Source organism: Streptomyces sp. NPDC002845, from assembly GCF_053591955.1.
This window is the reverse complement of sequence record NZ_JBSFUU010000062.1, coordinates 34,617-60,325: the sequence shown is the minus strand read 5'-3', so window position 1 is coordinate 60,325 and position 25,709 is coordinate 34,617. Positions and strand designations below refer to the sequence as shown.

20 protein-coding genes and 2 pseudogenes are annotated in these 25,709 nt (G+C 71.1%); 6 read left to right on the top strand and 16 right to left on the bottom strand.

Annotated features, from left to right (window positions below; translation table 11 throughout):
• Nucleotides 1-685: 685 nt before the first annotated feature.
• On the bottom strand, nt 686-1,111 hold the full coding sequence (locus ACWD3C_RS34355) for a CBS domain-containing protein (protein WP_451150083.1): 426 nt from the start codon (nt 1,109-1,111) through the stop codon (nt 686-688).
• Nucleotides 1,112-1,215: 104 nt separating this feature from the next.
• Nucleotides 1,216-1,702, bottom strand: a pseudogene (locus tag ACWD3C_RS34350) (VOC family protein); the annotation flags it as partial.
• Nucleotides 1,703-2,070: 368 nt separating this feature from the next.
• On the opposite strand from ACWD3C_RS34350, the gene ACWD3C_RS34345 reads away from it, so the two are divergent.
• The 3 genes from ACWD3C_RS34345 to ACWD3C_RS34335 all read left to right on the top strand — a co-directional run bounded on the left by ACWD3C_RS34345 (nt 2,071) and on the right by ACWD3C_RS34335 (nt 3,364).
• Entirely contained in the window at nt 2,071-2,544 is a 474-nt protein-coding gene (locus ACWD3C_RS34345) for an Hsp20/alpha crystallin family protein (RefSeq protein ID WP_451150081.1), read from the top strand.
• Between the two features lie 112 nt (nt 2,545-2,656).
• Entirely contained in the window at nt 2,657-2,902 is a 246-nt protein-coding gene (locus ACWD3C_RS34340; RefSeq protein WP_451150080.1) for a DUF5133 domain-containing protein, read from the top strand.
• A gap of 249 nt (nt 2,903-3,151) precedes the next feature.
• Entirely contained in the window at nt 3,152-3,364 is a 213-nt protein-coding gene (locus ACWD3C_RS34335; protein WP_451150079.1) for a hypothetical protein, read from the top strand.
• Between the two features lie 468 nt (nt 3,365-3,832).
• On the opposite strand, the gene ACWD3C_RS34330 is transcribed toward ACWD3C_RS34335, so the two are convergent.
• The 3 genes from ACWD3C_RS34330 to ACWD3C_RS34320 all read right to left on the bottom strand — a co-directional run bounded on the left by ACWD3C_RS34330 (nt 3,833) and on the right by ACWD3C_RS34320 (nt 6,810).
• Entirely contained in the window at nt 3,833-4,810 is a 978-nt protein-coding gene (locus ACWD3C_RS34330; protein WP_451150078.1) for a threonine/serine dehydratase, read from the bottom strand.
• Nucleotides 4,811-5,026: 216 nt separating this feature from the next.
• Nucleotides 5,027-5,689, bottom strand: coding sequence for a response regulator (locus ACWD3C_RS34325; protein ID WP_451150077.1), 663 nt, complete (start codon nt 5,687-5,689; stop codon nt 5,027-5,029).
• On the bottom strand, nt 5,686-6,810 hold the full coding sequence (locus ACWD3C_RS34320; RefSeq protein WP_451150076.1) for a sensor histidine kinase: 1,125 nt from the start codon (nt 6,808-6,810) through the stop codon (nt 5,686-5,688). The genes ACWD3C_RS34325 and ACWD3C_RS34320 overlap by 4 nt, the downstream gene beginning before the upstream one ends.
• A 257-nt stretch (nt 6,811-7,067) precedes the next feature.
• Here ACWD3C_RS34320 and ACWD3C_RS34315 point away from each other — a divergent pair, with 257 nt between their 5' ends.
• Nucleotides 7,068-7,514, top strand: coding sequence for a DUF6223 family protein (locus ACWD3C_RS34315; protein ID WP_451150093.1), 447 nt, complete (start codon nt 7,068-7,070; stop codon nt 7,512-7,514).
• A 237-nt stretch (nt 7,515-7,751) separates the two neighbouring features.
• Here the strand turns inward: ACWD3C_RS34315 and ACWD3C_RS34310 are convergent, their stop codons facing one another.
• The 6 genes and pseudogenes from ACWD3C_RS34310 to ACWD3C_RS34285 all read right to left on the bottom strand — a co-directional run bounded on the left by ACWD3C_RS34310 (nt 7,752) and on the right by ACWD3C_RS34285 (nt 15,563).
• Nucleotides 7,752-8,420 (bottom strand): dienelactone hydrolase family protein, encoded by a 669-nt coding sequence (locus ACWD3C_RS34310; protein ID WP_451150075.1) that lies wholly within the window; start codon nt 8,418-8,420, stop codon nt 7,752-7,754.
• Nucleotides 8,421-8,635: 215 nt separating this feature from the next.
• Nucleotides 8,636-9,139 (bottom strand): annotated as a pseudogene (locus ACWD3C_RS34305) (serine/threonine-protein kinase); the annotation flags it as partial.
• A 198-nt stretch (nt 9,140-9,337) separates the two neighbouring features.
• Nucleotides 9,338-10,345, bottom strand: coding sequence for a trypsin-like serine peptidase (locus tag ACWD3C_RS34300; protein ID WP_451150074.1), 1,008 nt, complete (start codon nt 10,343-10,345; stop codon nt 9,338-9,340).
• 462 nt (nt 10,346-10,807) lie between these two features.
• On the bottom strand, nt 10,808-11,518 hold the full coding sequence (locus ACWD3C_RS34295) for a hypothetical protein (RefSeq protein ID WP_451150073.1): 711 nt from the start codon (nt 11,516-11,518) through the stop codon (nt 10,808-10,810).
• Nucleotides 11,515-11,853 carry a hypothetical protein gene (locus tag ACWD3C_RS34290; protein ID WP_451150072.1) on the bottom strand — a complete coding sequence of 113 codons (339 nt, stop codon included), beginning with the start codon at nt 11,851-11,853 and terminating at the stop codon, nt 11,515-11,517. Before ACWD3C_RS34290 ends, ACWD3C_RS34295 begins: the two co-directional genes overlap by 4 nt.
• Nucleotides 11,850-15,563 (bottom strand): CHAT domain-containing protein, encoded by a 3,714-nt coding sequence (locus ACWD3C_RS34285; RefSeq protein ID WP_451150071.1) that lies wholly within the window; start codon nt 15,561-15,563, stop codon nt 11,850-11,852. The genes ACWD3C_RS34290 and ACWD3C_RS34285 overlap by 4 nt, the downstream gene beginning before the upstream one ends.
• Nucleotides 15,564-16,000: 437 nt before the next feature.
• Between ACWD3C_RS34285 and ACWD3C_RS34280 the strand changes: the two genes are divergently transcribed.
• Together ACWD3C_RS34280 and ACWD3C_RS34275 are read left to right on the top strand one after the other, a co-directional pair.
• Complete coding sequence (locus tag ACWD3C_RS34280) at nt 16,001-17,686, top strand: hypothetical protein (RefSeq protein ID WP_451150070.1); 1,686 nt, start codon at nt 16,001-16,003, stop codon at nt 17,684-17,686.
• 577 nt (nt 17,687-18,263) lie between these two features.
• Entirely contained in the window at nt 18,264-19,352 is a 1,089-nt protein-coding gene (locus tag ACWD3C_RS34275; protein ID WP_451150069.1) for an NAD-dependent epimerase/dehydratase family protein, read from the top strand.
• Nucleotides 19,353-19,412: 60 nt separating this feature from the next.
• Here ACWD3C_RS34275 and ACWD3C_RS34270 read toward each other — a convergent pair whose 3' ends face one another.
• The 5 genes from ACWD3C_RS34270 to ACWD3C_RS34250 form a co-directional block, all read right to left on the bottom strand.
• Nucleotides 19,413-20,438, bottom strand: a complete 1,026-nt coding sequence (locus tag ACWD3C_RS34270; protein WP_451150068.1) for an ABC transporter ATP-binding protein — start codon at nt 20,436-20,438, stop codon at nt 19,413-19,415.
• On the bottom strand, nt 20,431-22,578 hold the full coding sequence (locus tag ACWD3C_RS34265) for a dipeptide/oligopeptide/nickel ABC transporter permease/ATP-binding protein (protein ID WP_451150067.1): 2,148 nt from the start codon (nt 22,576-22,578) through the stop codon (nt 20,431-20,433). Before ACWD3C_RS34265 ends, ACWD3C_RS34270 begins: the two co-directional genes overlap by 8 nt.
• Nucleotides 22,579-22,592: 14 nt before the next feature.
• A complete protein-coding gene (locus ACWD3C_RS34260; protein WP_451150091.1) occupies nt 22,593-23,465 on the bottom strand; it encodes an ABC transporter permease in 873 nt (290 codons plus the stop codon).
• The gene (locus tag ACWD3C_RS34255) at nt 23,381-24,994 is read right to left on the bottom strand and encodes an ABC transporter substrate-binding protein (RefSeq protein ID WP_451150066.1); all 1,614 of its coding nucleotides are present in this window, start codon (nt 24,992-24,994) and stop codon (nt 23,381-23,383) included. The genes ACWD3C_RS34260 and ACWD3C_RS34255 overlap by 85 nt, the downstream gene beginning before the upstream one ends.
• A gap of 248 nt (nt 24,995-25,242) precedes the next feature.
• Nucleotides 25,243-25,524 carry a hypothetical protein gene (locus tag ACWD3C_RS34250; RefSeq protein WP_451150065.1) on the bottom strand — a complete coding sequence of 94 codons (282 nt, stop codon included), beginning with the start codon at nt 25,522-25,524 and terminating at the stop codon, nt 25,243-25,245.
• Nucleotides 25,525-25,709 lie beyond the last annotated feature (185 nt).

Sequence of the window (25,709 nt, the reverse complement as noted above, 5' to 3'; positions counted from 1 at the left end):
AGCCCACCGCCCTGCGCATACCGCATACCTCCGGCATACCGCAACAATCATGAAACGTCAGATCCCCACCCGCCATAGCGAGTTCAACCTCAGCACACACCGACCATGGATTGCTGCGGGCTACTGGTGGTGAACCGGAAAGACGGTTCGGCTGGTCTGCCGAAGCCGGACAGCCCCAGGGGTGAGCAGGCGGCTGAGCGGCGAGGGAGAAACACTCCGCAGGAAGGAGATGGATGCGATGTCCGTGCGGGTGATGACAGGCACGAGGTGCGGCGCCTTGCCGAGGCGGGGCGCAGCTTGTGGAGGTGCTACCCCGTGAGGCGGCAAGGCGGCTGGATCGGACCAGGCCGGTGGTCGTGTACTGCTGGGACTGGATGTGCGACATGAGTCCCCGAGCTGCGGCCCGGCTTGAGCAGCTCGGCTTCCGCCAGGTCTACGACGACCACCTCGGCCCGGTGGCGGTCGGCGAGGCCGTCCAGTTCCTGTGCGATGCGCAGGGCAGTGTCCTGCCACTCCTGCCCGTTCGCTGCGCAGGAGCGGCAAGAGGAAGCGCCAAGGGGGAGCGGCAGGGGGGAGCGGCAAGGGCCTGGGCCCGCGACTGCTGCTATCGCCCCTGCGCGCTGCTCGCCGGAGACGGGCTGAGGCCACACGATGTGAGGCCGGGTGGTGTGCCGGGCCTTGAGGATCAGCCTGCGTATACCCGCTGGACGAACTCCGCGAGCTGGTCGTCGGTGAGGTGGCGGGCCATGTCCGCCTCGCTGATCATGCCGATCATGCGCTTGTCTTCGATCACCGGAAGGCGTTTGATCTGATGATCCTCCATCTCGCGCAGGACATTGGAGATGTCGGAGGCGGCATCGATCCAGCGGGGCGTGCCCTCACACAGGTCACCGCACGTCACCCCCGAGGGATCGCGGCCCGCGGCGATACACCTCACCACGATGTCACGGTCCGTGATGATGCCGCACATCCGGTCGCCGTTGCTCGGGTCGCTGACTGGCAGCGCACCCACCTCGTGGTCCCTCATCAGCTGCGCTGCGCGGTCAAGCGTCTCGGTCCGGGGAATCCACTGGGCGCCGGGGGTCATGATGTCCTTGGCAGTCGTCGTCATCGCTCGCCTCTCCACGGTGTGCGGGTTTCCTGGGCCGAGCACCTCTCAGCGTCGGCCACGGCCACCTTCAGCTTCACGTCGCTTCTGCTGTCCGGCGCTTTCACCTACGCCGTCCGGGTGCCGATGGCTTTCCAGCGGGAGTGTGCGCGCCGCCGACGCGAGGTCACCGTGAACTGGGCGCCGTCGGGGTCGCGCAGCACGGCCTCGTGCCCGGCCTCCTCCGGGACGCTGCCGCCTTGCTTCTCCGCCGCCCGGACGCACGGTCCCACATCGTCCACGGCGAAGTGGACCTGCCAGTGCGGCCGGACAACGGTTGGGTGGCGTCTCGACCGAGCCCGACTCGGTGCGGGCCACGATGTCGCCCCGGCTGCACAGCAGTACTCCGCCTCCCGCGTACTCGACCTCGCAGCGGCCGACGAGGCCCGAGGCCCAGTCCAGGATCTCGCCGTAGAAGATGGCCGCGTCGAAGGCGTCACGGGTGTGAAGGGTGATGAACGTCGCTGTCGGCCCCACTGCCACGGTCCCGCCGCCTTCTCGGACGCGGGACACGGCCTCGTCCGCGATCGTCATGGCGAAGTACGGCGTCCAGGCCCGGCCATCTGCAAACGTGCTCGGTTCATGCCCGCCCGGTGACCCGCCTGGTGACCCGTGCGGGTCCGGCATCCTGCGCTGGGTTCGCCACTCCACCCGTTCGGAGTACATCACGCGCCTGGCACATTTCGTTGGTTCTGCCGTGGCAGCACAGCGACATGGCACAGGTGTGCAGTTCACGGAATCGCGGGAGCAGCCGCAGTGCGTCCTGGCGCGCAGCGAGCCGGCGTTCATGGGGCGCCTGGGCGTTGGCGGTGATGAGTGCGGAGTTGAATGGACGATCAGCTGCGGTCGAGTCGCCCGGTCCGGCAGGGACGCGCACCATGGGGAGTGACCCGAATGGCCCACTTTCGCGGAGGTGAATCGCGATGACGCTGCCTGTACGACACCGGCACGGCAGCCTGCTGGAGAGGCCGTTTCCCGGCTTCGGATGGGGTGAACCCATCGCCACCGAGTTCGAGGAGCTGTTCGAGCGCATGAACCGGCTCCTGCAAGGCGCCGCCGCTCCCGTCGCACTGTCCTGGTCTCCCGCGGCCGACATGCGAGAGACCGACGACGCCTGCGTGATCGAGGCGGAACTGCCCGGGATCAAGCGAGACGACATCGACATCGAGATGAGCGAGCGGGAGCTGCGCATCACCGGGGAGTACAAGGAGCGGGAGCGTGAAGGCGTCCTGCGCCGCAGCACCCGCCGCACCGGCCGTTTCGAGTACCACGCCCTCCTGCCCACCGATATCAAGGCGGAGGAGGTCAGCGCGACCCTGCACGACGGCGTGCTGACCGTCACCGTGCCCAAGGCACAGGCCACCAAGCCGCGGCACATCGAGATCACCGAGTCCTGACCCCGCCCGGTGCGTGCCGCGAAGCTGTCGCACGGCAGGCTCGTTCTGGGCGCGGCACTGCCGTGCGACGACCGATCTGCCAGCACAGGGAGGTGTGGACACGAAGATGCTGATGCCCCACGTCAGAACCGTCGCCGCAGCACTGCACGCCTACCGGTCCGCATGGGCCGGTCTGCTGCGTGATTCGGCGAGCCCGCACAGCTACCGTCGGCTCGACGACACCGCCTACACACTCTGCGTCCTCATGGGACAACGTAACGCCGTCGACGCCGTGGCACAGGCAGAGGCCCTTCTCGCCCGGGCCCCGGCTGAGAAGGGCAGGCGCCGGGCTGGGCAGGCGCGGACCGTCATCCGCTGACGTCGATGCCGGGCCCGCGGCCGACGGCTCGGTCCGTCAGCACGCAGGCGTCCAGGCCGTTCCCCCGAGTACGCCTCCCGCGGTGTCATGGGTGCGCCTGAAGATCGCGACGCCGTCGCACACTGAGGTCTCCGCGTGAGGCGGACAGCGGCTTTATGGTGGTCATGAGGGACTCTGTCCGGTCATTGAGTGGGGCCGGTATGCGCCGCTTCGTCGGCGGCGCTGTTCCTGCCCGTCTGCGGGGGCGCCATGCGAGTCGAACTGATCCAACAGGCCGCCAACGTGCTCTTCGACGTACCGGACGAGATGCACGAGGAGATCATCATGCTCATCGACGCGGTCACCAAGGACGCGGAGACCCGGGCTCCGGACCTCGCCGCAGTGTTCGGCGAGTGGTGCTGGCTCGTCTACACGGTCCACGGCGACGTGATCGAAGTGCTGGACGTCGGCTGCGCACGGTGAGCCCGGAGTCGGCCGGCCGGCTCCGATCCCCGCCCCGGCCCCGAGGGCGCTTCACCTCCGCAGGCGGCACCACCTGATCGCCGCCAAGACCAGGCTGCACGTGGACGGACCTGCCGCAGGAGATCCGCCCAAGGCCGGCTGCCTGCCCTGGTCGACCGCCCACGCTCGGACGCCCCCGTTTCACTCCGACACAGTTCGCCCAGGCCAAGGCGCTGGCCTGCCAGCTCCCCGCTGAGATCGGCGCACCGCTGTCATGGTGGTCATGCTCGGACAATCAGAACCCGGTTGTCACGGTGCATCGGGTCGGGACTCGTACTGCAGGTTGTGGAAACGGCCGTTCACCTCGCGCCCGGAACTCCGCCGCCCAGCGCCTGTACCGCCGCGATCGCAATAAATAAGGACACATGGCAATCAAGCCGTCTACTCGTGGCACTGCCCGAAGGCGTACGTCCGGCCGATGACTGCCTGTCAGCCGACCAGGTCGCCGGGGTCGGTGTTGGCACCGCAGAGGACTACGGCGACCTTCTCGCCCGGGCTGGGCCGGTAGGCGGCGTCGGAGGAGGCGGTGAGCGCGGCGAGGGCGGTGGCGGCGCCGTGCTCGACGGCCACCCTGCGCTGGTCCCACAGGGCCTGGCGGGTGCGGACGATCTCGCCGTCCGGTACGAGGACGGAGCGCACGCCGTCCTGCTGGGCGGCGTGCAGGGCCATGGCGGAGGCGTGGCGGGCGCCGAGGGAGTCGCCGGCGACGGAGTCCACGGTGACGTCGACCGGACGGCCGCCCTCGATCGCGGCGTTGAGCGCACGGCAGTTCTCCGGCTCGACCGCGACGGTGCGGATGCCGTGGTGCCGGGCGGCGGTGGCCACTCCGGAGAACAGTCCGCCGCCCCCGACGGCGACCACGACCGTGTCCAGGCCGGGGAGCCGGGCCTGGATCTCCTCCAGCAGGGTGCCCGCCCCGGCGGCGATCAGCGGGTGGTCATATGCGTGGGAGGCGAGCGCCCCGGTCGCGGCGGCGAAGTTCTCGCAGGCGGCGAGAGCCTCGGCGTACTCCGTGCCGACCAGGCGGACATCGGCGCCGTAGGAGCGCAGCTTGTCCACCTTCACCGCGGGGGCGGTGGTGGGGAGGAAGACCGTGGCGGTGATGCCCTGCTGCCGCGCGGCCCACGCGCAGGCCAGCCCCGCGTTGCCGCCGGAGGCGATGGTCACCCCGGCGTCCGGGAGGGTGCCGGCGTCGCGGTGGGCCTGGATGAAGTTCTGCGCGCCGCGGGCCTTGAAGGAGCCCGTGTGCTGCATGTACTCCAGCGCCAGCCAGACTTCGCACGACTTCGGCCCTGGGGCGGCGCTGAGGATCGTGGCGGGATCGACGGGGGTGAGGGTAACGGTGCGGACGTGCCCGGCGATCCGTTCTGTGGCGTCCTTGACGTCGCCGAAACTGAGCTGGCGCATGAGCTGCTCCTGCTGGGAGAGGGGGCGAGCAGCCGATGAGCCGACCGTCGGCTGTGTCCTCGGCCACCATCCTGATACACCGTATCGTACAGTGAATCGACTGCTGTGGCGCGCGTGCAGATCGCAGTGGACAGCAAACGTCGGCCCTCCGTTCACGGGCGGATGACGCTGCCCGGTGGCTGCCGAGGGTGCTGGCGACCCATGGGCCCGTCGATGTCAGCGGTTGCGTGGGGCTACCAGGCCGGACTCGTAGGCGAGGACCACGAGTTGGGCGCGGTCACGGGCGTGGAGCTTGGCCATGGCCCGGTTGATGTGGGTCTTCGCGGTCATCGGGCTGATCACCATACGGTCGGCGACCTGGTCGTTGGACAGACCCTGCGCGACCAGGGCGACTGCCTCGCGTTCGCGGTTGGTCAGCTCTTTCAGACCCGTACTGACGTCGGTGTGGAGCGGCTGGCTGACGTACCGGTTGATCAGCTTGCGAGTGATCGCCGGTGCGAGCAGGGCGTCACCGCGCGCGGCGACACGTACCGCGTGCAGGAGGTCCTCCGGCACGATGTCCTTGACGAGGAATCCGGCGGCGCCCGCGCGCAGCGCGTCGAAGACGTACTCGTCGAAGCCGTAGTTGGTCAGGATGACCACGTGCACCCCGGCCAGGGCGGGGTCGGCGGCGATGCGCCGGGTCGCCTCGATGCCGTCGACGACCGGCATCCGGATGTCGATGAGCACGATGTCGGGCAGGTGTTCCTTGGTGAGGGCCAGGCCCTCCAACCCGTCGCCGGCCTCGGCCACCACCTCGATGTCGTCCTCGAGGTCGAGGAGCGCGCGGAATCCGCTGCGCAGGAGCGGCTGGTCGTCGACCAGCAGGACGCGGATCATGACGCCCGGTCCACGGGGAGTTCGGCCTGGACGGTGAAACCTCCCTCGCCGCGCGGCTCGGCCCGCAGCCGGCCACCGAGGGCGGTGACGCGTTCGCGCATCCCGAGCAGCCCGACGCCGGGCACCGGGGCGGTGTCCGGCGTGGCCTTGCCGTCGTCGTCGACGCGGATCGCGAGGGTGTCCGGACGGCAGTCGATCCGGACCGAAGCGGTAGCGGCGGCGGCATGCCGGGCGATGTTGGTGAGCGACTCCTGAACGATCCGGTAGGCGGTCCGGTCCACCGCGGCCGGCACGTCGTGCCGTTGTCCTTCGATCGTCAGCGTCGCGTCCAGGCCGATGGTACGGGCCCGTTCCACCAGTTCCGGGACGTGGTCGAGCCCACGCGGCGGGGTCGTGTCGTCGTCGCGCAGCGCCCCCAGGGTCGCGCGCAGCTCGCGGGTCGCCTCACGTCCGGCCGCCTGGATCGCCAGCAGGGACTCCGGCACCTGTTCGCCGCGCTTGCGTGCCACGTGGACGGCGACTTCGGCCTGCACCTTGATGATCGAGATCTGGTGGGTGAGCGAATCGTGCAGCTCCCGCGCGATGTGCAGTCGCTCCTCGTCGGCGCGGCGCCGCGCGGTCTCCTCCCGGGTGCGCTCGGCTTCGTCCGCCCGCCGCTCGGCCTGCCGCAGCGCTTCACCCGCGGCACCCGCCGCGATCAGCCAGGCCAGCTCAAGTGCGCCTCGCGCCTGCTTGAGCGCCTCACCCATGTCGTGCAGGGAGGCCAGGGCCCCGAGAGGGAGAGCGGCCAGCATGGCCACGCTCGCCGCCACCGTGGTGGTGCGGTGTCCCGCCCGTACGGCCGCGTACACCGCGAAGAGGTACGCGACGGCAGGCACGTCGAAGCCGGCCGCCTGGTAGCCCGCCGCGCACAGCCCGGTGACGGCCAGGACGGGAACCGGAGCCCGGCGGCGCGCGGCCAGCGCCAGGCCGCCGGCCACCAGCAGCGCGTAGCCGAGCAGGTCGAGGCTCGTGGCGGAGCGCTGCCCGGACAGCCCGGTGACCAGCAGTGTCGCCGCCACGCCGACGGCGATCGCCCAGTCTCCGACACCGGCCCCGACACCGGACCGTCCTGTACTCATGCGCGCACCCTAGCCGGATGCCGCCGCGGGCGAGTCCGGCCGGCGGACGAGCGGCTGCCTACCGCGCACGCAGTAGCCGCGCGGCGTCTGCGGCGTCCGCGGCATCCGGGTGCGCCATCGGCGGCAGCGCGAAGTGCATGCGTCCGCGGGACGACCGGCGGTGCGCCTGGCGACATGATCGGACGACATCCACACCTCGGAAACGAGACGCACGAAACACGAAAGAGGAGAGGGACATGAGCTCATCAGGATCCCTGATGTCAGTCCGCTGGCTGTTCGCCGTGGCCGGAGCCGCCCCGCTCGGGGCGTTCCTGCTTGCCGCACCGGCAGCCGCGCACGTCTCGGCCCAGCCGACCGCCGCCAGTGTCTACGACATGAGCGCCGGGCGACTCGGGGCCTCCACGGCCGCCGTGCTGGGCCTGATCGGCGTGGTCATCGGCGGCCTGGCCCTGGCCCGCCCCGCCGGTCGCTTCGGCACCGGCTCCGGGCGACTGGGAGCCACCGTGGCCCTGGCGGCGGGGCTGATCGCCCTGGCCCTCGGCGGGCTGGTCATGGCCACCTCCGACGGCGGTATCGGTACCGGCAACGGGCTCGGCGGGGCCATCGTGGCCCTGCTGGTGGGGCTGATCGCCACGGCCCTCGGCGGGCTGGCTCTGACCCGCTCCCGCCGCACCCCCGCACCCCCGCACCGGGTGACCGGCTGACCGGCCATGGTGCCGGGTCAGTGCCCGCGGTGTGCGTCGCTTGATCACGGTTGGTGATCCATCGCCTTGGAACTGGTCGGAGCCGCGGGCCTGCTGTGCGGCGCCGCGCGGCTGTTGCGAGCGGGCGCCGCACTGAGGTCAAGACCGGGACGCGCGCGGACAGCGTCGACGGGACGCAGCGTCGGGCCTCCGTCTCCAGCGGTCATCCGCCGGAGGCCGGTCGGTCGGCGTCGGTTCTCACTCCCCGTCGGCTTCGCCCAGGGCCCGCAGGCGTTCGTCGCACCACTCCTCTGCCATCGAGACGACCTCTTCCAGCACGCCCGGCTCCTCGAACCGGTGCGTGGCCTCGGGAACCACCCGCACGGAACACGCGGCCCCCAACCGCTGGGCGGCCTTCTCACTCAGCCGGAGCACCTCCGGATCCTGCCCGCCCGCGATGAGCAGTACCGGTATGCGTACGCGGCCGAGCGCATCGCCCGCGAGGTCGGGGCGTCCACCCCACACCACAGCGGTCAGCACACGGTCCGGCAACTCCGCGGCGGCCTCCAGCACGGCGGCGGCCTCGGTACCGGTTCCGAACAGGACGACGGGCAGATTCCGTGTGTCGGGCTGGGCCTTCACCCAGTCGACCGTGGCCACCAGACGGTGGCCCAGCAGTGCCGTGTCAAAGCGTTGTACGTCCGTCAGCGCGTCCCGGGGCTCCTCGTGCTCGCTGAGCAGGTCGACCAGCAGCGTGCCGAACCCGGCGCTGTGCAACCGGGCAGCGACCGTCCCGCTGTACGAGCTCTGGCGGGACCGGTCGACCCCGTGCGCGAACACCACGATCGCCCTGGCCGACGCCGGGACGACGAAGTCACCCGTGAGGGTCACGCGGTCGGCGGGTACCGACACCATCTCGGAGATCATGGGCATCATCTGCTTCCGAGCCACTCGGCTCCGTAGATCCATATGTCCGCATTCCATCGGGTACCCACCGATGGCGAACCTGATCGCCGATGTCATGCCGTAGTGCGGAAGGCGCGCAGGAGGGCGACGTCCGGGCCGCCGGTGAGCCGGTCGAAGCGCGCGTGCCGGTCGCCGACCGCTTGCAAGGACCGTGGCCGTTCCGGCTCCGGGCAGAGGTCGCCGCGGACGGTGCGGTGGAGCAGGGCGTCGGGCTCGCCGGTTCCGAAGGGCGGACGGCTGGTGTCGCATAAGCCAGGATGCAGCCCAGCGCGAAGACGTCGCTCGCGGGCGAGGCGGGCTCGCCGCGCGCCTGCTCCGGGGTGAGGAAGCCGGGGGTGCCGACCACGACCCCGGACGCGGTGAGCGCGATGCCGAAGTCGATCAGGGTCGATCAGGCGGGGCCGTCCTGAGCCAGCAGGACGTTGCCGGGCTTGACGTCGCGGTGGACGAGCCCGGCCGCGTGCACGCTCCCGACTGCCTCGGCCACCCGTCCGCCCGGCACGCGGGCGAAGCGCGGGGCAGCGGGCGGTGCGCGGCCACCGCCTCGGCGAGCGAGGACCGGGGACGAACGCGGCGGCCGGCCACGGCTCGCGCGCGTCGGCGTCCCCGTCGAGCACCGGCACCACCCAGGCACTCTCGACCCGCTGAGCCGGCCCGGCCTTCTGGCTCTGCGAAGAGCGACTGAAACGCAGGGCTCGATCAAGCCGGAGGCTCTGCGGGCGTTCCGAGGGCGCTCCTCGGGGCGGGGGCAGTCGGCTGCGTCCGGCCGACGTCGTGGCTGTCGGTGTGTCCGAGCCCATCCCGGAGGGAACTGCTCCGAGGCCGCGCGGCAGCCGTTCGGCTGTCGCGCGGCCCGGGACGGACAGGTCGACGGCGGTTCAGGAGGACTGGGCGGTCTGGTACAGGTTCTGCGCGTCCGCGCCGAAGTACGGTCCGTACATGGCGGTCGGCAGGAAGTTGTACTTGAAGCTGTTCACCGAGGACTGCAGCCCCGTTCCGGTGGCCTCGTCGAACTGGGTGAACCACGGGCCTCCGCTGGAGCCGCCGGTCATGTCGCAGTTCAGGCCGTGGTCGCTGGAGAAGAGGAAGTCCCGGTAGGTGGTGCCGCTGCAGTAGATGAACTTCTCGCCGTCGTACGGTGCGGCGGCGGGGAAGCCGAAGGCGTACATGGCCTTGTTGTAGCCGGTGTTGAAGGCCAGGCCCTGACCGCCGACGACATCGGTCAGCCTGTTGCCGTCCAGCGGGGCGACGACGGCCGCGCCGATGTCGTAGTTGATGTCCTCACTGGCCGTCCACTGCGGTGTGGCCAGGGTCTTCGACGCCGTCCACGTACCGTACGGAGCCTGCCCGTCGTGGTAGCCCGGAACGAACACCCAGTTGGTGTGCCAGGAGCCCTCCAGCTTCACGCAGTGGCCGGCGGTGATCACGGTGCTCTTGTTGGCGCTGGTGACGGCGTTGCCGGAGCAGGAGGCGGTGCGGCCCTGGTAGGTGAAGAACACCCGCCCCGCGGTCTGCACCACGGCTCCGCCACCGGTCCAGGGGCCGCCGCCGCTGGGAAACGCCAGAGGCCCGACGACGTCGCCCGGGGTACTGGGCGCGACGATGGTCCTCTCGCCCCTGTCAGGGGTCGACGCCGTTACCTCGGCGCGGTCGACGGACAGTACGTCGAGGGGCGTGGCCTGACGCATCCGCTCCGCGGTCCAGAAGCCACGGGCATGTTCCTGAGCCGAGAACGTCACCGCTCCCGGTTCCGCGGCAGCGGAACTCGCCGGCGCGGCGGCGATGCCGGTGGCCAGCAGTGCGGCGACGCCGGCCAACGCGCCGAGAACGGTACGGCGCACACGGGTGGCGCCGGTTGAGCGAAGTCTGCGGGGGCTGCTTTTCACGCGGTCTCCTTCTGCGGTGGGGCCGGGTGGTGGGGGATCATCCACCCGGGCGGGCAGGGGTGTTACTGCGTGCAGTTACGGGCAGCGTGCCATCCGGCAGCAGGGTTTGGACAGGTGCACGTCAAGATGATGGCCGAAAAGGTACGTAGCTCTGCCGCAGGAGGATCTGCTCGAAGACGTCGGGGGGCGTAGGAGAAGGCAGGCGATAACCACAGCCGCGCACCACTGTGTCGGGGACCGCACCGGGCGCCCGGACGATCGCGTGCCGGTGACGGCGGTGCGTTCCCGCCGGGCGTGGCGGGGAGCGGGGGCGGCGGGAACACCGTACAGACGCTGTAGAGGGCCGTCGCAGGCGGGAGTTCACCCTGCCCAAACCCCGTCCACGTGACCGCAGGCTCACAGCCTCTCGAATTCTCGGCGGGCAGATCGCCCTTCGGGGGTCGGACAGGCGCCCACGCCCCTTCACGGGGCCGGGGTCGTCCCCGGGCAGGTGGTGACCGGGGTGACCGAGTCGGCGTGGGTCAGGTCCACGGTGGTCTCGACGCCATCGACCTTGAGGACGACGGTGCCGCGACGGGTGGAGACGACCTCGCCGCACAGGGTGGTCCCGCCCTGGCGGATCAGCAGGCCCGGCGGGTCCTTGGGAGGGGAGTACCAGGTCACGCCGACCGCGGCCACGAGCAGGCTCGTGCACAGGCAGGTCAGCACGATGCCGTTGCGGAGGTGTCGGGCGCTGGCCAGGGCCTCGTCGTGGTCCTCGACCGCGAAGGGGCGACCGCCCGTGCCGGCGTCGGCGACGTGGCTCGCGTACGGGCGGCCGTGCGCGGCGCGCAGCAGGCTCAGGGCGCCGATTCCGCCGGCGACGAGTGCCGCGAGCAGCACCAGGCCCGCCGTGATCGCCCAGGGCGGTGCCGCCTGCCCGACATCGCTGCGCCCCTTGAGCAGACCGAAGCCGACCAGTCCCGCCAGGATCGCGCCCAGCCCGTTGCGCCAGGCGACGGCGACCTCACGTACCCGGCCGAGTTCCTGGGCCAGGGCGCGCTGCACCGACTTGGCCCGGCGCAGTTCGGCGGCGCTGGGTGTGGGGCCGGGCAGCAGCCCACCGGGGCCGGCCTGCCCGGTGGGACCGCCGATGCTCGTGGGGCCGATGGGACCGGTGGGGCCGTCGGTCATCCGCCCGCCCCCGTCGGAAGGGTCACGGACCAGTAGGCGCCGCAGCCGGACTCGCCCACCGGGGCGTTCTCGTACACCACCGAGTCGGCGGTGCAGTACACCACCACCGAACGGTCCGCCGGAACCGGCGCGGACGTGGCCGCGGGAACCGGCGTGTCGACGTCGCGCAACAGCCGGCGCACCACCGTGAACTCCATCGGGTGCCCGCACCGGGGACAGGGACCGGACAGGGTCTGCGCGGTGCCGAAGTCCTCCAATGTGAAGGAGTTCGCGGCGAGTTGGGCGTACGACGGATCCGTGACGCGCAGGTACGACACGGCCGAGGGTGTGGTCATCGTTGGTCTCCCGTTCGGTCGGCCGGGGTGGAGCCCGAGTGCGGTCGTCCGGCGTGCACATCGCGCCCCGCGTGTCCGGTGTACGTGAATGCTCCCCAGTCGGAGAGCGCTTCGAAGGGCCGCACGGTCGCGGGGCGGGGCGGGGCATCGAGTTCGGGCCCCCGCAGCACCCGCAGACGCCGGGCCAGAGCCGCGGAGCCCAGATCGCGCAGCCCGGTCTGGGCGGCCCGCAGCGCCTCGGCCGGTGACGCCCCGGCGGCCCAGCGGTCGACGAAGTCGGTCATCACCAGGCAGGCCGCCAGGTCGTCCACCGGCCACGCCGCGGAGACGACACCCTGCGCGCCTGCCCCGAGCAGGGTCCCGGGCAGTCCCACCACTTCGTCGGGCAGTTCCCGACCGGCCACGGAGGTCGCGCAGGCGGAAAGGATCACCAGGTCGAGGCCGGCACGCAGCCCCAGCAGGTCGCGTACGGCGAGCCGCGCGCCCCCGCCGAGCACGAGGGCCGAGCCGAGCGGATCGGCGGGATCGGTCTCGGCGTGGCAGGCGAAGTGGGCCACGCCGCCGTCCGCGAGCCAGGCCAGCACCGCTTCGGGCGTGGCCTCCTCGTCGACCAGGATCAGCGCGTCCTCGAATCGTGCGGCGGCTGCCCGGATCTCCCGTTCCGCGTGCACGAGTTGGCGCAGGCCCGTGCTGCGGCTGACGGCCACGCCGAGGTAGCGCGGGGCGCGTCGGACCGAGCGGGTCGGCAGGATGCCCAGGCCGGGCGTGAAACCGACGGCGTGGGCATCGAGCAGGAAGCCGGGCCGTCGGGGTGGGGACAGGTCCGGTGGCGCGGCGTACGCCGTCTGCCAAGGGAGGTGGACGAGTTCACCGACGGGAACCAGGGTGACGGGAGTGCCCTCCGCGGGCACCACTTGCGCGAGGACGTGGTCCCAGGCCCAGCGGGCGAAGCGGTCCAGTTGCGCTGCGTCGGTCCACGCGATGTCTCGCCACGGGGTGATCCGGCCTTCGCCGAGCCCGGGAAGGGGAGTGGGGTGCACCGAACCGTCGTCGCGGAGCGCGAACGCCACACCCGTGTCCGGGCCGGGGACGAGATAGAGGACCGTACCGGCGGAACTCCTGCCGGTTCCTGACTCTGAAGTGCCTGAAGTGCCTGAAGTGCCTGGAGCGTCGGGGGCCTGACGCGACGCGGGTGTCTCGTCCTGAACCTGCCGTGTCGGCTCGGCGAGGCGCAGGCGTTCGGCGAGCAGCAGGGCGCGGGTCCGTTCGAGTCGCGTGACCGCGCCCTCGGCATCGCCGCCCCGCCAGGCCGCCAGCGCCGTGGCGGCGGGCAGGCCGCGCGAGGTGCGCAGCCAGGTCTCCTTGGCCGCGCGCTGCCTCTGCTCGGCGACGAGCCGGCCCACCGCCTGCTCGGCCAGGTCGAAGGCGGCCACCGCCTGGGAGTGGCGGTCCAGGCGGTACTGCCACAGGCCCCATTCCATCGCCCCCTCGGCGGCCGCGGCCGGATAGCGCTCCCGGGCGGCCGCGTAGCCGTTGCCGTAGTGCTCCTCGGCCGACCGCCGATCCGCCGCGTCGCCGGTCAGCCAGTGGCGCAGGCGGGCCAGCCCCGCGAGTCCGAAGGTGGCCGACACCCAGACCCGGGAGGCCGGATCCGCCAGGTCGCGGGCGCGTCGCGCATGGCCCATCGCCTCGTCGGCCGCGGCGAGCGACTCGGTCAGCTCCCCCTGCGCGCCCAGGGCGAGGGCCAGCCCGAGGCGGGCGTTGCCCTCCGGTCCGGAGCCGGGAGCGGCCAGCAAGAGGGCTTCGCGTTGGGCGGTGACGGCCCGCGCGAGGTCGTCGGGGTCGTCCGTCGCCTCGTACCGGGCCTGATGGGCGTGGCCGAGGTTGATCAGTACGCCGGCCCGCTGCGCGGGGGTCGACGGCAACTCGGTGGCCGTGACGAGTCGTTGGACGGCGTCGTCCAGATCCGCGACCACGCCGCGTCGGTCGTACCGTTGATGCAGGGCCACCGCCAGCCCTCCGTGTACGACGACGGTGTGCGGCGCGCCGGGGTCGCGGGCGTCCACCGACTCCCGCCACAGGTCGACGGCCTCGTCCAGGTCCGCCATCCGGCCACGGGCCAGGAAGCGTTCGTACAGACCGGCCGCGAGACTGCCCTGTGTGCGGGGCAGGTGGGGCAGGGTCCCCGGGTCCGCCAGCGCCTGCCGCAGCAATCGCACTCCCTGGTCCAGGAGTTCCGGGTCCGAGGAGAGGCCGGCGAGACGAACGAGAGTGCTGCCCCAGGCGTCGCGGAACGAGGCGGCGAGCACACCGCCGCCCTCGGGCACGTGGGGTGCCGCTGCCTCCAGTTTCCGGCAGGCGGCGACGAGTTCGGCCGCACCGCCGCCACCTCCGTGTTCCTGGCGCTCGACCCGCGCCTCGGCCGACGCGACGACCGCGCCGAGCGCCAGCGGGGACGAGGCCGGTATCGCGCCGACCACCTCATCCGCCAACCGCACGGCTTCGTCGAGGAGTTCGAGAGGGTGCGTGGCATGCGGCGCGGCTTCGCGCAGGACGACCGCGAGGTTCAGCTGGGCGCTGGCCTGCGCGGCCGAGCCCGCGGACAGCCCGGCGACGGCCCGTTCGAGTGCGGCGCGGGCGTGGGCGAGATCCCCCGGTGCGCCGAGGAGCCGGTAACGCTGGAAGTGGGCGAGCCCGAGGTTCACGGCACGCGCCGCCGGGTTCTCGGCCTGAGCGGTGGGCGCCGCGGGGTCGAGCAGCCGGATCACCTCGTCGAGATCCGCCGCCGACCTCGACCACTCGGCGCGGGTGAGCAGCGTGCGGGCCAGCCCTTTCTCCGGGGCCGCCCGGAATGCCGGGTCGTCGCCGGCAAGGGCCAGCGCCTCGGCGGAGCGGCGCAGAGCCCGCGCGAGGAGTGCCTCGTCGTGGGCGAGTTCGGCCTGTTCACGCAGGCATTCGGCGAGGACGTCGAGTACGAAGATCCAGGTGTGGAGCCGGTCGTCGTTGTCGGGGTCGGCGTCGGGGTCGAGGCCGGAGGCCGCGCCGGTGCCGCCGTCCAGGCCGCTGTCGTCGCCGATGTCGCCGGCCTGGATGCTGTCGTCCCCGTGATCCCCGTGCTCCCCGTCGTCCCCGGCGTCCGTCGTGGCGGCCTTGTCGGAGTCTTGCTCACCCGCCCCGTCATCGGCGGCCGACTCAGTGGCCGGCACCGGCGGTTCACCGGCCGCCGCCAGCTCCGTCTCCAGCAGACTCGTCGCGGCTGTCAGGTCCGCCAGGTGCCCGGTCACCGCGAACCGGTCCGCCAGGCACCGCGCCACATGGCCGGCGGCGAGCAGAGCGGGCCAGTCGCCGTCCTCGACCCAGTCCAGAACCCCCCGGAACAGCTCGATCGCCCGTCCGGCATCGCCGAGGTCCCCGCGCGCGGTGAACCGCGAGTGCAGGGCGGTGGCGAGGCGGAACGTGGCGTCCGCCCAGTCGTCACTGTCCTCGTCGAGCTCCGCGAGCCCCGCGCCGAAGTACCGTACCGCGCCGTCGTGATCCCTCAGCCGCTCGCAGACCGCGCCCACACACGCGTACCAGAACTGCCGGTCGAGGTCGTCGAGTTCTTCCGGCGGCCCGGCGGCGGCACGGTCCCGCACAGGACCCAGGACCTCCTCCGTCCGCTCCGGCGACGGCACCTCCAGCTCCATCAACTCCGCCAGCGAAAGCCGCACTTCGTCCCCCGACCCGGCCCGTGCACCCTGCCCATGGCGTGATCCTACGGGGCGAGACGCAGGGGAAGCCCGCGATCACGCCCGCAAAACGGCTCCCGAACCGCCGGGTCGCGCGTCGAGGGCGGCGGCAGGCAGTACCTCTGACAGTCGGCCCGGCCCTGGTGCAGGAGCGTACTGACGACCTCCCCGATCGCGTACGCACTCGCCTGTCGTCACGGGCCCGTCAGCGATACCGTCCAAGCCGTCGCGGGGCTACTCTCAATCAGCGGACCACAGACCTGATACGAACTCAGCAGACGACGTCCGGACGAAGTATGTCCTCGAAGGGCTCCGCCGCCGGCCGTGCGGGAGGTCGTGGGCGTGGCGTGACGGGGTGTCCGGCCCGGCGTACCGGTACGTTCGCGTTCATCGGTCGGTCATGGAGGCGGGAGAGACGGATGGACTACTACGGTTACGATCTGGGCGCCCACCGCCGCTCCGTGACGACGTCGTCTCCCGAAGCCCAGTCGTGGTTCGACCGCGGCCTGGTCTGGTCGTACGGCTTCCACCACGAGGAAGCCGTCTCCTGCTTCGAGGCCGCTGCTGCGGCGGACCCCGGCTGTGCGATGGCTCACTGGGGTATCGCGTACGCCCTCGGCCCGAACTACAACAAGCCCTGGGAGTTCTTCGACGGTGAGGAACTGGTCCGCACCGTCGACCGCACCCATGCCGCCGTCGAACTCGCACAGCAGAAGGCCGCCGGGGCCACCCCCGTCGAACAGGCCCTGATCGGTGCGCTGCGTGCCCGCTACCCGCAGGCGGAGGCCGTGGAGGACTGCTCGGTGTGGAACGAGCCCTATGCCGACAGCATGCGCGCGGTGTACGAACTCGCCCCCGACGATCTCGACGTCGTCGCCCTCTACGCCGACGCGCTGATGAACCTCACGCCCTGGCAGCTGTGGAATCTGCGTACGGGTGAGCCGGCCGAGGGCGCGCGCACGCTGGAGGCGAAGGCTGTCCTGGAGCGGGCGATCGCCACCGAGGCCGGGGCGTGGCACCCGGGCGTCCTGCACATGTACATCCACCTGATGGAGATGTCCCCCACTCCGGAGACCGCGCTGCCCGTCGCAGACCGGCTGCGCGGCCTGGTCCCCGACGCCGGCCACCTTCAGCACATGCCCACCCATCTGGACGTGCTCTGCGGCGACTACCGGCGCGTGGTGTCGGACAACAGCGCGGCGATCGCCGCGGACGAGAAGTTCCGTGCGCGGGCCGGCGCGATGAACTTCTACACGCTGTACCGGGCCCACGACCACCACTTCAAGATCTACGGCGCGATGTTCCTCGGCCAGTACGAGACCGCCCTGGCCACGGCCGCCCAACTGGAGGCCTCCATCCCGGAAGACCTGCTGCGGGTGCAGAGCCCGCCCATGGCGGACTGGCTGGAGGGCTTCCTCGCCATGCGGGTCCATGTGCTGATCCGTTTCGGCCGCTGGTCCGACATCCTCGAACTGCCGCTGCCGGCCGACCCGCAGCTGTACTGCGTGACAACAGCCATGCTCCGCTACGCCCGCGGAGTCGCCTTCTCGGCCACCGGCCGGATCGCCGAGGCCGAGGCCGAGGCCGAACGCGAACTGTTCCGCGAGGCGCTCACCCGGGTCCCGGAGACCCGGATGCTGTTCAACAACACGTGCGCCGACATCCTCGCGATCGCGTCAGCGATGCTCGACGGCGAACTGGAGTACCGCAAGGGCAACTACGACGCCGCCTTCGCCGCACTGGAACGCTCGATCGAACTGGACGACAACCTTCCCTACGACGAGCCGTGGGGATGGATGCAGCCCACCCGGCACGCGTACGGAGCCCTGCTTCTGGAGCAGGGGCGGGTTGCCGAGGCGGAAGCCGTCTACCGCGCCGACCTCGGACTCGACGACACTCTGCCTCGCGCCTCCCAGCATCCCGGCAACATCTGGGCCCTGCACGGGTTCCACGAGTGCCTCGTGCGCCTCGGCAGGGAAGGAGAGGCACAGATCGTGGCCCAGCAACTGAAGATCGCGGCCGCCCTGGCGGACGTCCGGATCGAGGCGTCCTGCTTCTGCCGCCTCGAATCCGGTGCCGGCGGCGCTGACGCCGGTTGCTGCTGACAACCGGGACCGACCTGTGCGGGTCGGCAGATGCCGCGGAGCACAACCCGCTTGTCCTGCTCAACCGGCACCGGCTCGGCACTCGTTGGAGCACTCTCGCAGCACTGGCCGTCGCCGTCCAAGGCATGCGTTTGGGCGTACGTGCTCGTCTGTGCAGCGGGCGGCGCCTCCGTCACGGTCCGGATCAACAACGAAATGCCCGCTGCCCCGCCAGCCCGGACAACTCGGCCTCAGCGCACTGGCCTTCGCCGAACCCGCCGCCCCCTCGACCGGCCGGTCCCGATCACGTGGAGCCTGCTGAGCGGCAGGGGAGCCATGGGCAGCGCCACGTGTACGGTCCGGTGTCGGTGGACGTAGGTGTGCCGATCGCTGCGGCGCAGGTCCGGGTGGACGCGCTCATGCGGGGCCTCGCCGCGCGGACGCCGGAGCCCGGCTGGAGGTCCCGGGCGGCGGTTCTGAGGATCCAGCCCACCACTCCAGTGACCTGAGGGGAGCCCGGGGTTGTCCCGGTGTTTCCTTTCGACCTGGACATGACCGACCCTGGTCCCGGGGTGTGCGATCGTGGCGGCGCCCGCTGATGAACCGGTTGCCGAGACTGAGGAGACAGGGCGTGGGCGCAGGTGAGGCGTCGACCGTTGTGGTGACGGGCGGCAGTGGTTTCGTGGGCAGCCATCTGGTCCGGCGGCTGCTGGAGCGGGGCTACCGGGTCCACACCACCGTGCGCACCACCGCGAACACGGCGAAGGTGCGGCCGCTGCGGCAGATGCAGGAGGCGTTTCCCGGCCGGCTGACCTTGTTCGAGGCGGACTTGCTGACCGAGGGGTCCTTCGACGAGGCGCTGCGCGGCTGCACGACGGTGTTCCACGTGGCGTCACCGTTCTTCATGGTGGAGAAGATCAAGGACGGCCACAGGGACATGGTCGACCCGGCCCTGCTCGGCACACGCAACGTACTGGCGAGCGTGGAGAGAACGCCGACGGTGAAAAAGCTGGTCCTCACCTCCACCGTCGGCGCGATCTTCGGCGACTACAGCGACGTCCTGAGCATGGACGACCGAGTGCTGTCGGAGAAGTACGTCAACACCACGAGCACCGTGGAGAACAACCCCTATCACTACGCGAAGACGCTCGCCGAGCGCACGGCGTGGGAGGCAGAGGCGGCCCAGGACCGCTGGCGCATGGTGTCCGTCAACCCCGGCCTGATACTCGGCCCTTCGCTCACCCCCGCATCGGAGTCCGGCAGCCTGTTCCTGCTGGAGGAGTTGTTCAAGGGCTACTTCTTCTACGGGGCACCGGACTTCAGCTTCACGACGGCGGATGTGCGCGACGTGGCCGAGGCGCACATCGCGGCGGCGGAACAGCCCGACGCGAAGGGCCGCTACATCGTCGCGGCGGAGATGATGACGTCCTTCCACGAGATGTCACGCATCGTCCGGACCCGGTATCCCCGCGATCTCCGCCTCCCGCGCACCCCGCTCCCGCACTGGCCGGTACGCATCCTGGGCCCGGCCTTCGGGCTGACACAGGACTACATCCGCAAGCATCTCGGCATCCGCTTCCGGGTGGACAACAGCAGGAGCGTGCACGAACTGGGCATGACCTACCGCCCGATCGAGCAGACCGTCCTGGACCACTACGAGGCGTGGCGGGCACAGCGGGGGAGCTGAGTACCCCCTTCCGGGCCGCGCCCTGCCCTGTCCCTGTCGTCCATCGGCACGCCCGCTGTGTCACAGAGAACGACTCCGCCCTGCCCGGCTTGACGTGGACGACGGCTCCTCCAGCGGGAAGTGGCATGCCGCCGTGTGACATACCGTCCCGGACGCGGGGACGGCTGTGGCGCAGATGTCCTCCGCACGCCAGCACCGGGTCCTGAACCGGCACCCGGACGGTGGATCGGCCGGCGAGGGCATCTCGCCGCTGAGCACGATGCGCTCCCTCTTCACCCCGCCTCCGGCCGTCAAGGAAGGGGCCGCCGACAGCAGCGCCGCCGTGTACGGGTGTCTCGGCCGCTCGAACACCTCCTCCGTCGGCCCCGACTCGACGATCCGGCCCAGGTACATCACGGCCACTCGATCGGCCACGTGCCGCACCACGGACAGATCGTGGGAGATGAACACGTACGACAGGCCCAGCTCGTCCCGCAGATCGCACAACAGGTTGAGGACCTGCGCCTGCACCGACAGATCCAGCGCGGAGACGGGTTCGTCGCAGACGATGACCTCGGGCTCCAGCGCCAGCGCGCGGGCGATACCGATCCGCTGCCGCTGCCCTCCGGAGAACTCCTGCGGATAGCGGTGCGCGTCGGACGCGCGCAGCCCGACCATCTCCAGCAGCTCACCCACGCGTGCCGCCCGCTTCCGGGCGGGCACGAGGTCGCGGTGGCTGAGCCAGGGCTCGCTGATCAGATCCGCCGCACACAGCCGGGGGTTGAGCGAGCCGAACGGGTCCTGGAAGACCATCTGCACCTTGCGGCGCCAGGCGAGCAGCTTCGCACCCGACAACGCGAACGGGTCCGTCCCGTCGAACCGTACGGCGCCCTCGTCGGGCCGTTCCAGCATCAGCAGAATCCTGGCCAGCGTGGACTTGCCGCAGCCGGACTCACCGACCAGCCCGAGGGTCTCACCGCGTCCCAGGGACAGATCCACCCCGTCGACCGCGCGCAACCTGGTGCTGCCCTTGGCGGTGCGCGGTACCGCGAAGCTCTTGACCAGGCCGGCGGCCTCCAGCAGTGTCTTCGTCCCCGGCTCAGGCATCGGCCAGTTCCTTCCCGAAGTGGCAGGCGGAGGCGCGGCCGGCCCCGGTTCCGGCAGGCGGCGGCCGGTGCGTGGCGCACACCTCGCGGGCCATCGGGCATCGTGTACGGAAGGCACAACCGGTGGGTACGGAGCGGGGGTCGGGCGGACTTCCCGGGACGGAGTTCAGACGGGTCCCCTTGTGCTGCTCGGCCGGTACCGACGCCAGCAGTCCCCGGGTGTACGGATGGTGGGGCTTGTCGAACACCTCGGCCACCGGCCCGGTCTCCACGACCGTACCCGCGTACATCACGGCGACCCGGTCCGCATGCTCGGCGACGAGCCCCAGGTCGTGGGTGATGAGGACCAGAGCCATCCGCTGCTCTCTGCGCAGTTCACCGAGGAGGTCCATGATCTGGGCCTGCACGGTGACATCCAGTGCTGTGGTGGGCTCGTCGGCGAGCAGCACCTTCGGCCGCAGCGCGACCGCCATCGCGATCAGCAGCCGCTGACGCATGCCTCCGGAGAACTGGTGCGGGTGTGCGCCCGCGCGGGAGCGCGCCTCCGGGATGCCGACACGCTCCATCAGCTCCACCGCCCTCGCTCGCGCGGCGCGCCGGGACAGTCCCTCATGGATACGGAACGGTTCCGCGATCTGCGCCCCGACCGTGAGGACGGGGTTGAGCGCGCTGAGCGCGTCCTGGAAGACGATGCTCAGGCCGGGGCCGGCGAGCCTGCGCCTGGCCTGTGCGCCGAGCCGGAGCACGTCCACGCCGTCCAGCCGTGCCTGCCCGCCCACCACTTGTGCGGCCGGATCGAGCAGACCCGCGACGGCATGGGCGGTCATGCTCTTGCCGCAGCCGGACTCGCCCAGCAGGGCCAGCGTCTCACCGGAGCGCACGGCGAAGCTCACGCCGCGTACGACGGGGACGGGGCCGGTGGGGGTGCGGATGTCGACGGACAGGCCGTCCACGGCGAGGGTGTCGTGCCGCGTCGGCGCGACGACCGGAGGTGATGTGGTTTCGGTGGGTGTGATGGTTGGGGTGGGTGCGGTGCCGCTGGGCTGGACAGCCGGGGCCGGTTCAGAGCCCTTGCTCTCTGCGGTCGGGGCCGACTCGGCCGCCGGACCACCCTGGGTGGGGCTGTCCGCGGTCGCCGGACGACGGCGCCGAGGCTGCCGTCCGCCGCGCCGCAGTCCGTGCCTCCATCGCTGCCCCGGGTCGGTCGAGAGCCGGGCCCAGGCGGCGAGGACGGTCGCCGACACGGTGGTGATGACGATAGCGAGCCCGGGGAAGACCGCGATCCACCACGCGCTCTGCAACTCCTGCCGTCCCTGAGCCACCATCAGTCCCCAGCTCACGTCCGGCGGCTGGATTCCGATACCCAGGAAGCTCAGCGACGACTCGGTGAGCATCACGAAGCAGAAGTCGAGGGCGGCGACGGTGAGCAGGGTGGGCAGCACCGTGGGAGCGACATGGCGTCGGATCGCCGCCCAGCTGCCGGTGCCGAAGGTGCGGGCCGCGTCCAGGAAAAGGCGGCTGCGCAGTTCGGCGGACTCGGCCCGCGCGGTGCGCAGGTACACGGGGATCCGGGCGACGGCGAGGACCACGACGATGGCGGCGGCGCTCGGCGAGAAGACGTACAGCACGACCACGGCCAGCAGCAGGGAGGGGAAGCTGAGGATCACATCGGCGATCCGCAGCGACACGTTCTCACGCCATCCGCCGTGGTAGCCCGCCCACATGCCCCAGACCGAGCCGACGGTGAGTGAGCACAGCACGGCGGGCACGGCCACGGACAACGTGGTCCCGGCCGCCACCATGAGCCGGGCGGCGACGGGGCGGCCCAGGGAATCGCTGCCGAGGATGAAGGCCCAGCCGTGGTCGAGACTGAACGGTGGACGGCCCGGATCACGCAGGTTCTGACGTGTGGCCAGGTCCCCGACGAGGAAAGGGCCCAGCACGGCGCACAGCGCTGCGGCGAGCAGAACCAGGGCCGCCGCGAAGGCGAACCGGTCCTGGAGCAGCAGGGCGGTCCACTTGCGCCGTGCAGTCGACCGGTCGGTCCCGGGAGCTGTGCCGTCGCCCTGACGGCTGTTCTTCTCTTCCTGGAACCTCTGAAGCCTCTGGAGTCTCTGCAATTTCTGGAGCTTCTGGAGCACGTTACTTCCTTGACTCATGCCGCCGCCCGCTGCCGCACACGCGGGTCGAGGAGCGCATGGCAGATGTCCACCAGGATGTTGAGCGCGAAGATCACCAGAGCGGTCAGCAGTACGGCGGCCTGCAGAACCGCGAAGTCGCGCTGGAGAACTGAGTCGATCATGAGCTTGCCGATGCCCGGCCAGCCGAAGATGGTCTCGACGACGACGGCCCCGTTGACCAGTCCCACGGCGAGGTCACCCGCGACGGTGAGCGCCGGAGCGGCGGCGTTGCGCAGGGCGTGCCCGAAAACCACGCGCGACTCGCGGGCGCCCTTGCTGCGCGCCACTTTCACGTAGGGGGCGGAGAGCGCGGAGACCATGGCGCCGCGCACCACTTGGACCAGCACTCCGAACGGACGGATGAGCAACGTGGCCACGGGCAGGATCCAGGCCGCCGCGCCACTCGTACCGGAGGTGGGCAACCAGCCCAGCGTCACCGCGAAGACCAGCACGCCCATGATGGCTAACCAGAAGTCGGGGACGCTGGCGGCCGTCGAGGACAGAAAGCTCGCGACCCGGTCGGTCACCGAGTTGGGACGGTACGCCGCCAGGCTGCCGATCACCACGGCACCCACGATGGCGAGCAGCATCGTCCACCCGGCCAGCTGGAGGGTGGCGGGGAAGGCCCGCAGGACCGCCTCGCCGGCCGGCTGCGCGGTGCGCAGCGATTCGCCGAAGTCGAGGTGCGCGACCTGGGCCAGGTAGTCACCGAACTGGGCGACCAGCGGTTGGTCGAAGCCGTTGCGGTTGGCGAATTCGGCCCTCATCTCGGGCGTCGCGCTGAGCGGAAGGTACAGATTGGCGGGGTCTCCGGTGAGGCGGGCCAGGAAGAACACCCCGAGGAGCACGACGAGCAGGGGGATGACACTGGAGACCGCGCGGCGGCGCAGCATGGTGAACACCGGTCAGCCCCTCCCTCGGTCCGCGCGGGCATGTCGGCGAGCCGCATCTCGTCGTTGGTCGCCGAGTCCGGCCGGTAATGGACGTTGGGGGAGAGGGCCAGGATGCCGGTCATGTTGGCCATCACCGCATCCCGTACGACCTCGTCGTTCTGCAGGGCGAACGCGTCCGCGAACGCCTCCTGCCGTGCCTCGCCCGAGGTGAGCTGTGCCTTCGCTATCGCCGCGTCGAACTCGGGAGTGCCGTAGCTGCTCTGCGCGCCCTCGCTGCCGTAGATCTGTCCCATCGTGAACGCGGCGTCCCCCGCCTGGTTGCCGTGCTGCGCCTGGAGGAGCGTGGGACCGCTGTCCTTGGGGAAGGGGCGCAGCAGGTACTCCAGCCAGGCGTTGACGTCGAGCATCTTGATCTCGACGTTCAGGCCGGCCTTCAGCAGGCCGTCCTGCACCACTTCCATCGCTTCGGCGGCTTTCGGGTAGATGCCGTTGCGGCCGATGACGGTGATGGTGGTGTCGGTCGGGACTCCGTCGGCGCGGGCCTCGGCGACCAGCTTCCTGGCACGTTCGGGGTCGTACGGCCATGGCCGGACACGCGGGTTGTACCCGGTGACGCCCCGCGACACGAGCTGCCCGCTCGGCCGGCCCGCGAAGACCGCGGTGACCAGTCCTTCCCTGTCGATGGCGTAGTTGACGGCCCGGCGGACCCGGATGTCGTCGAGGGGTGGCTCGGCGGCATCCATCCGGAGGTACGAGATCTCGTTGGTCACGAACTCGACCGCCCGGTCGCCCGCCCCGTCCTCGGGGGCGAGCCCGATCGCGACGTCCGCCTCGTTGTTGGTGACCATGGCCGCGCGCACGCTGCCCTCCGCCCGCCACACGTACTTGGCCGCGGCGAACTCCGGGGTCTCACCCCAGTACCCGGGGAAGCGTTTCAGCCGCAGGAAGCGGCCCTGGCTCCACTCGTCGATCCGGTACGGCCCGGTACCGATCGGCTCGCGCACCCGGGCGTCGGGGTCTGTACTCGCCGGCACTATTTCGACGAAGGACAGGCGCAGGGGGAGGATCGGGTCCGGTGCCGCCGTCGTGACCTCAAGCGTCGAGTCGTCCACGGAGGCGGCGGTGACCTCGCTGTCGCTGAAGATGTATCCGTCGACATTGCAGTCGATGGCCGAATCGGTGGCGCGCTTGATCGAGAACGCGGCCGCGGCGGCCGTGAACGGCGAACCGTCGTGAAAAGTGACACCTTGGCGGAGCGTGAACGTCCATGAAGTGGCAGAGGTGCGTGTCCACTTGACGGCCAGCGCCGGTTCCAGGCGGCCGGTGGACGGATCGCGTTCGGTGAGTGCTTCCGTGATGTTGGCCCGGGTCACCCGGCCCGTAGCGGTGAGCGAGGCATCACAGGGCTCAAGGGTCGGCGGCTCCTCGGGAAGGACGATGCGCAAGGTGCCCGGGCCTTCACCCATGGGGTCGGCGCCGGCCACCGAGCATCCGCAGACGGCGAGCAGAACGATGACGGACGTGAACGCGCCCGCCGTGCCTCCCTGGCGTCGACGGGCGATCGAACGAGTGCGCGCTAAGCCTGAACCGGTATCGGTCACTGTGCCTCCGTGCTGCTCAAGGTGCGAGTCCTGTGTCGGCTGACGCGTGGCCATCCCAGCGCATGTCCATATGCGGAAACGGAGTTTAGATATGTGGACAAGCCATTATTGAATCGTCGACGGCGAACGGGTCAAGACCTGCGCGGCAAAACCCCGACGTCCGTACGTTCACGGATACCGCGGTCAGCCCGGTCCGGGTCGGCCCTGCCGGCGGCCGCCCGGTAAGCGCGTACGAACGCATCGACCACGTCCGGGGGCATGGCCGGGCGTACGTCCAGCGGCAGCACCAGGCACCAGCCGTCGCGGCCGCGGAACACACACTTCGGCTCGGGCGGGCCGGGCCTGAGCCGGACGTGCGGACCGTAGTAGCGCCGATTGCGGCCTCGGACGTGGACCTGCCGGACCCGGACCACGAGGACGTCCTGCCAGGCGTGAGCGGCGCGGTGGCGTCCCAGCGGAGGTCATGGTGCAGCGACCGCTGGCTGGAGCACCGTGACAACTGCGTGATCGTGACGGTGCCCGACCCCAGCCCGCACCCTCCGCGAGAGCGTGCCCCGGTGGCGTCGCCGTTCAGTAGATTCGGGTGGCGCCTGGCGCG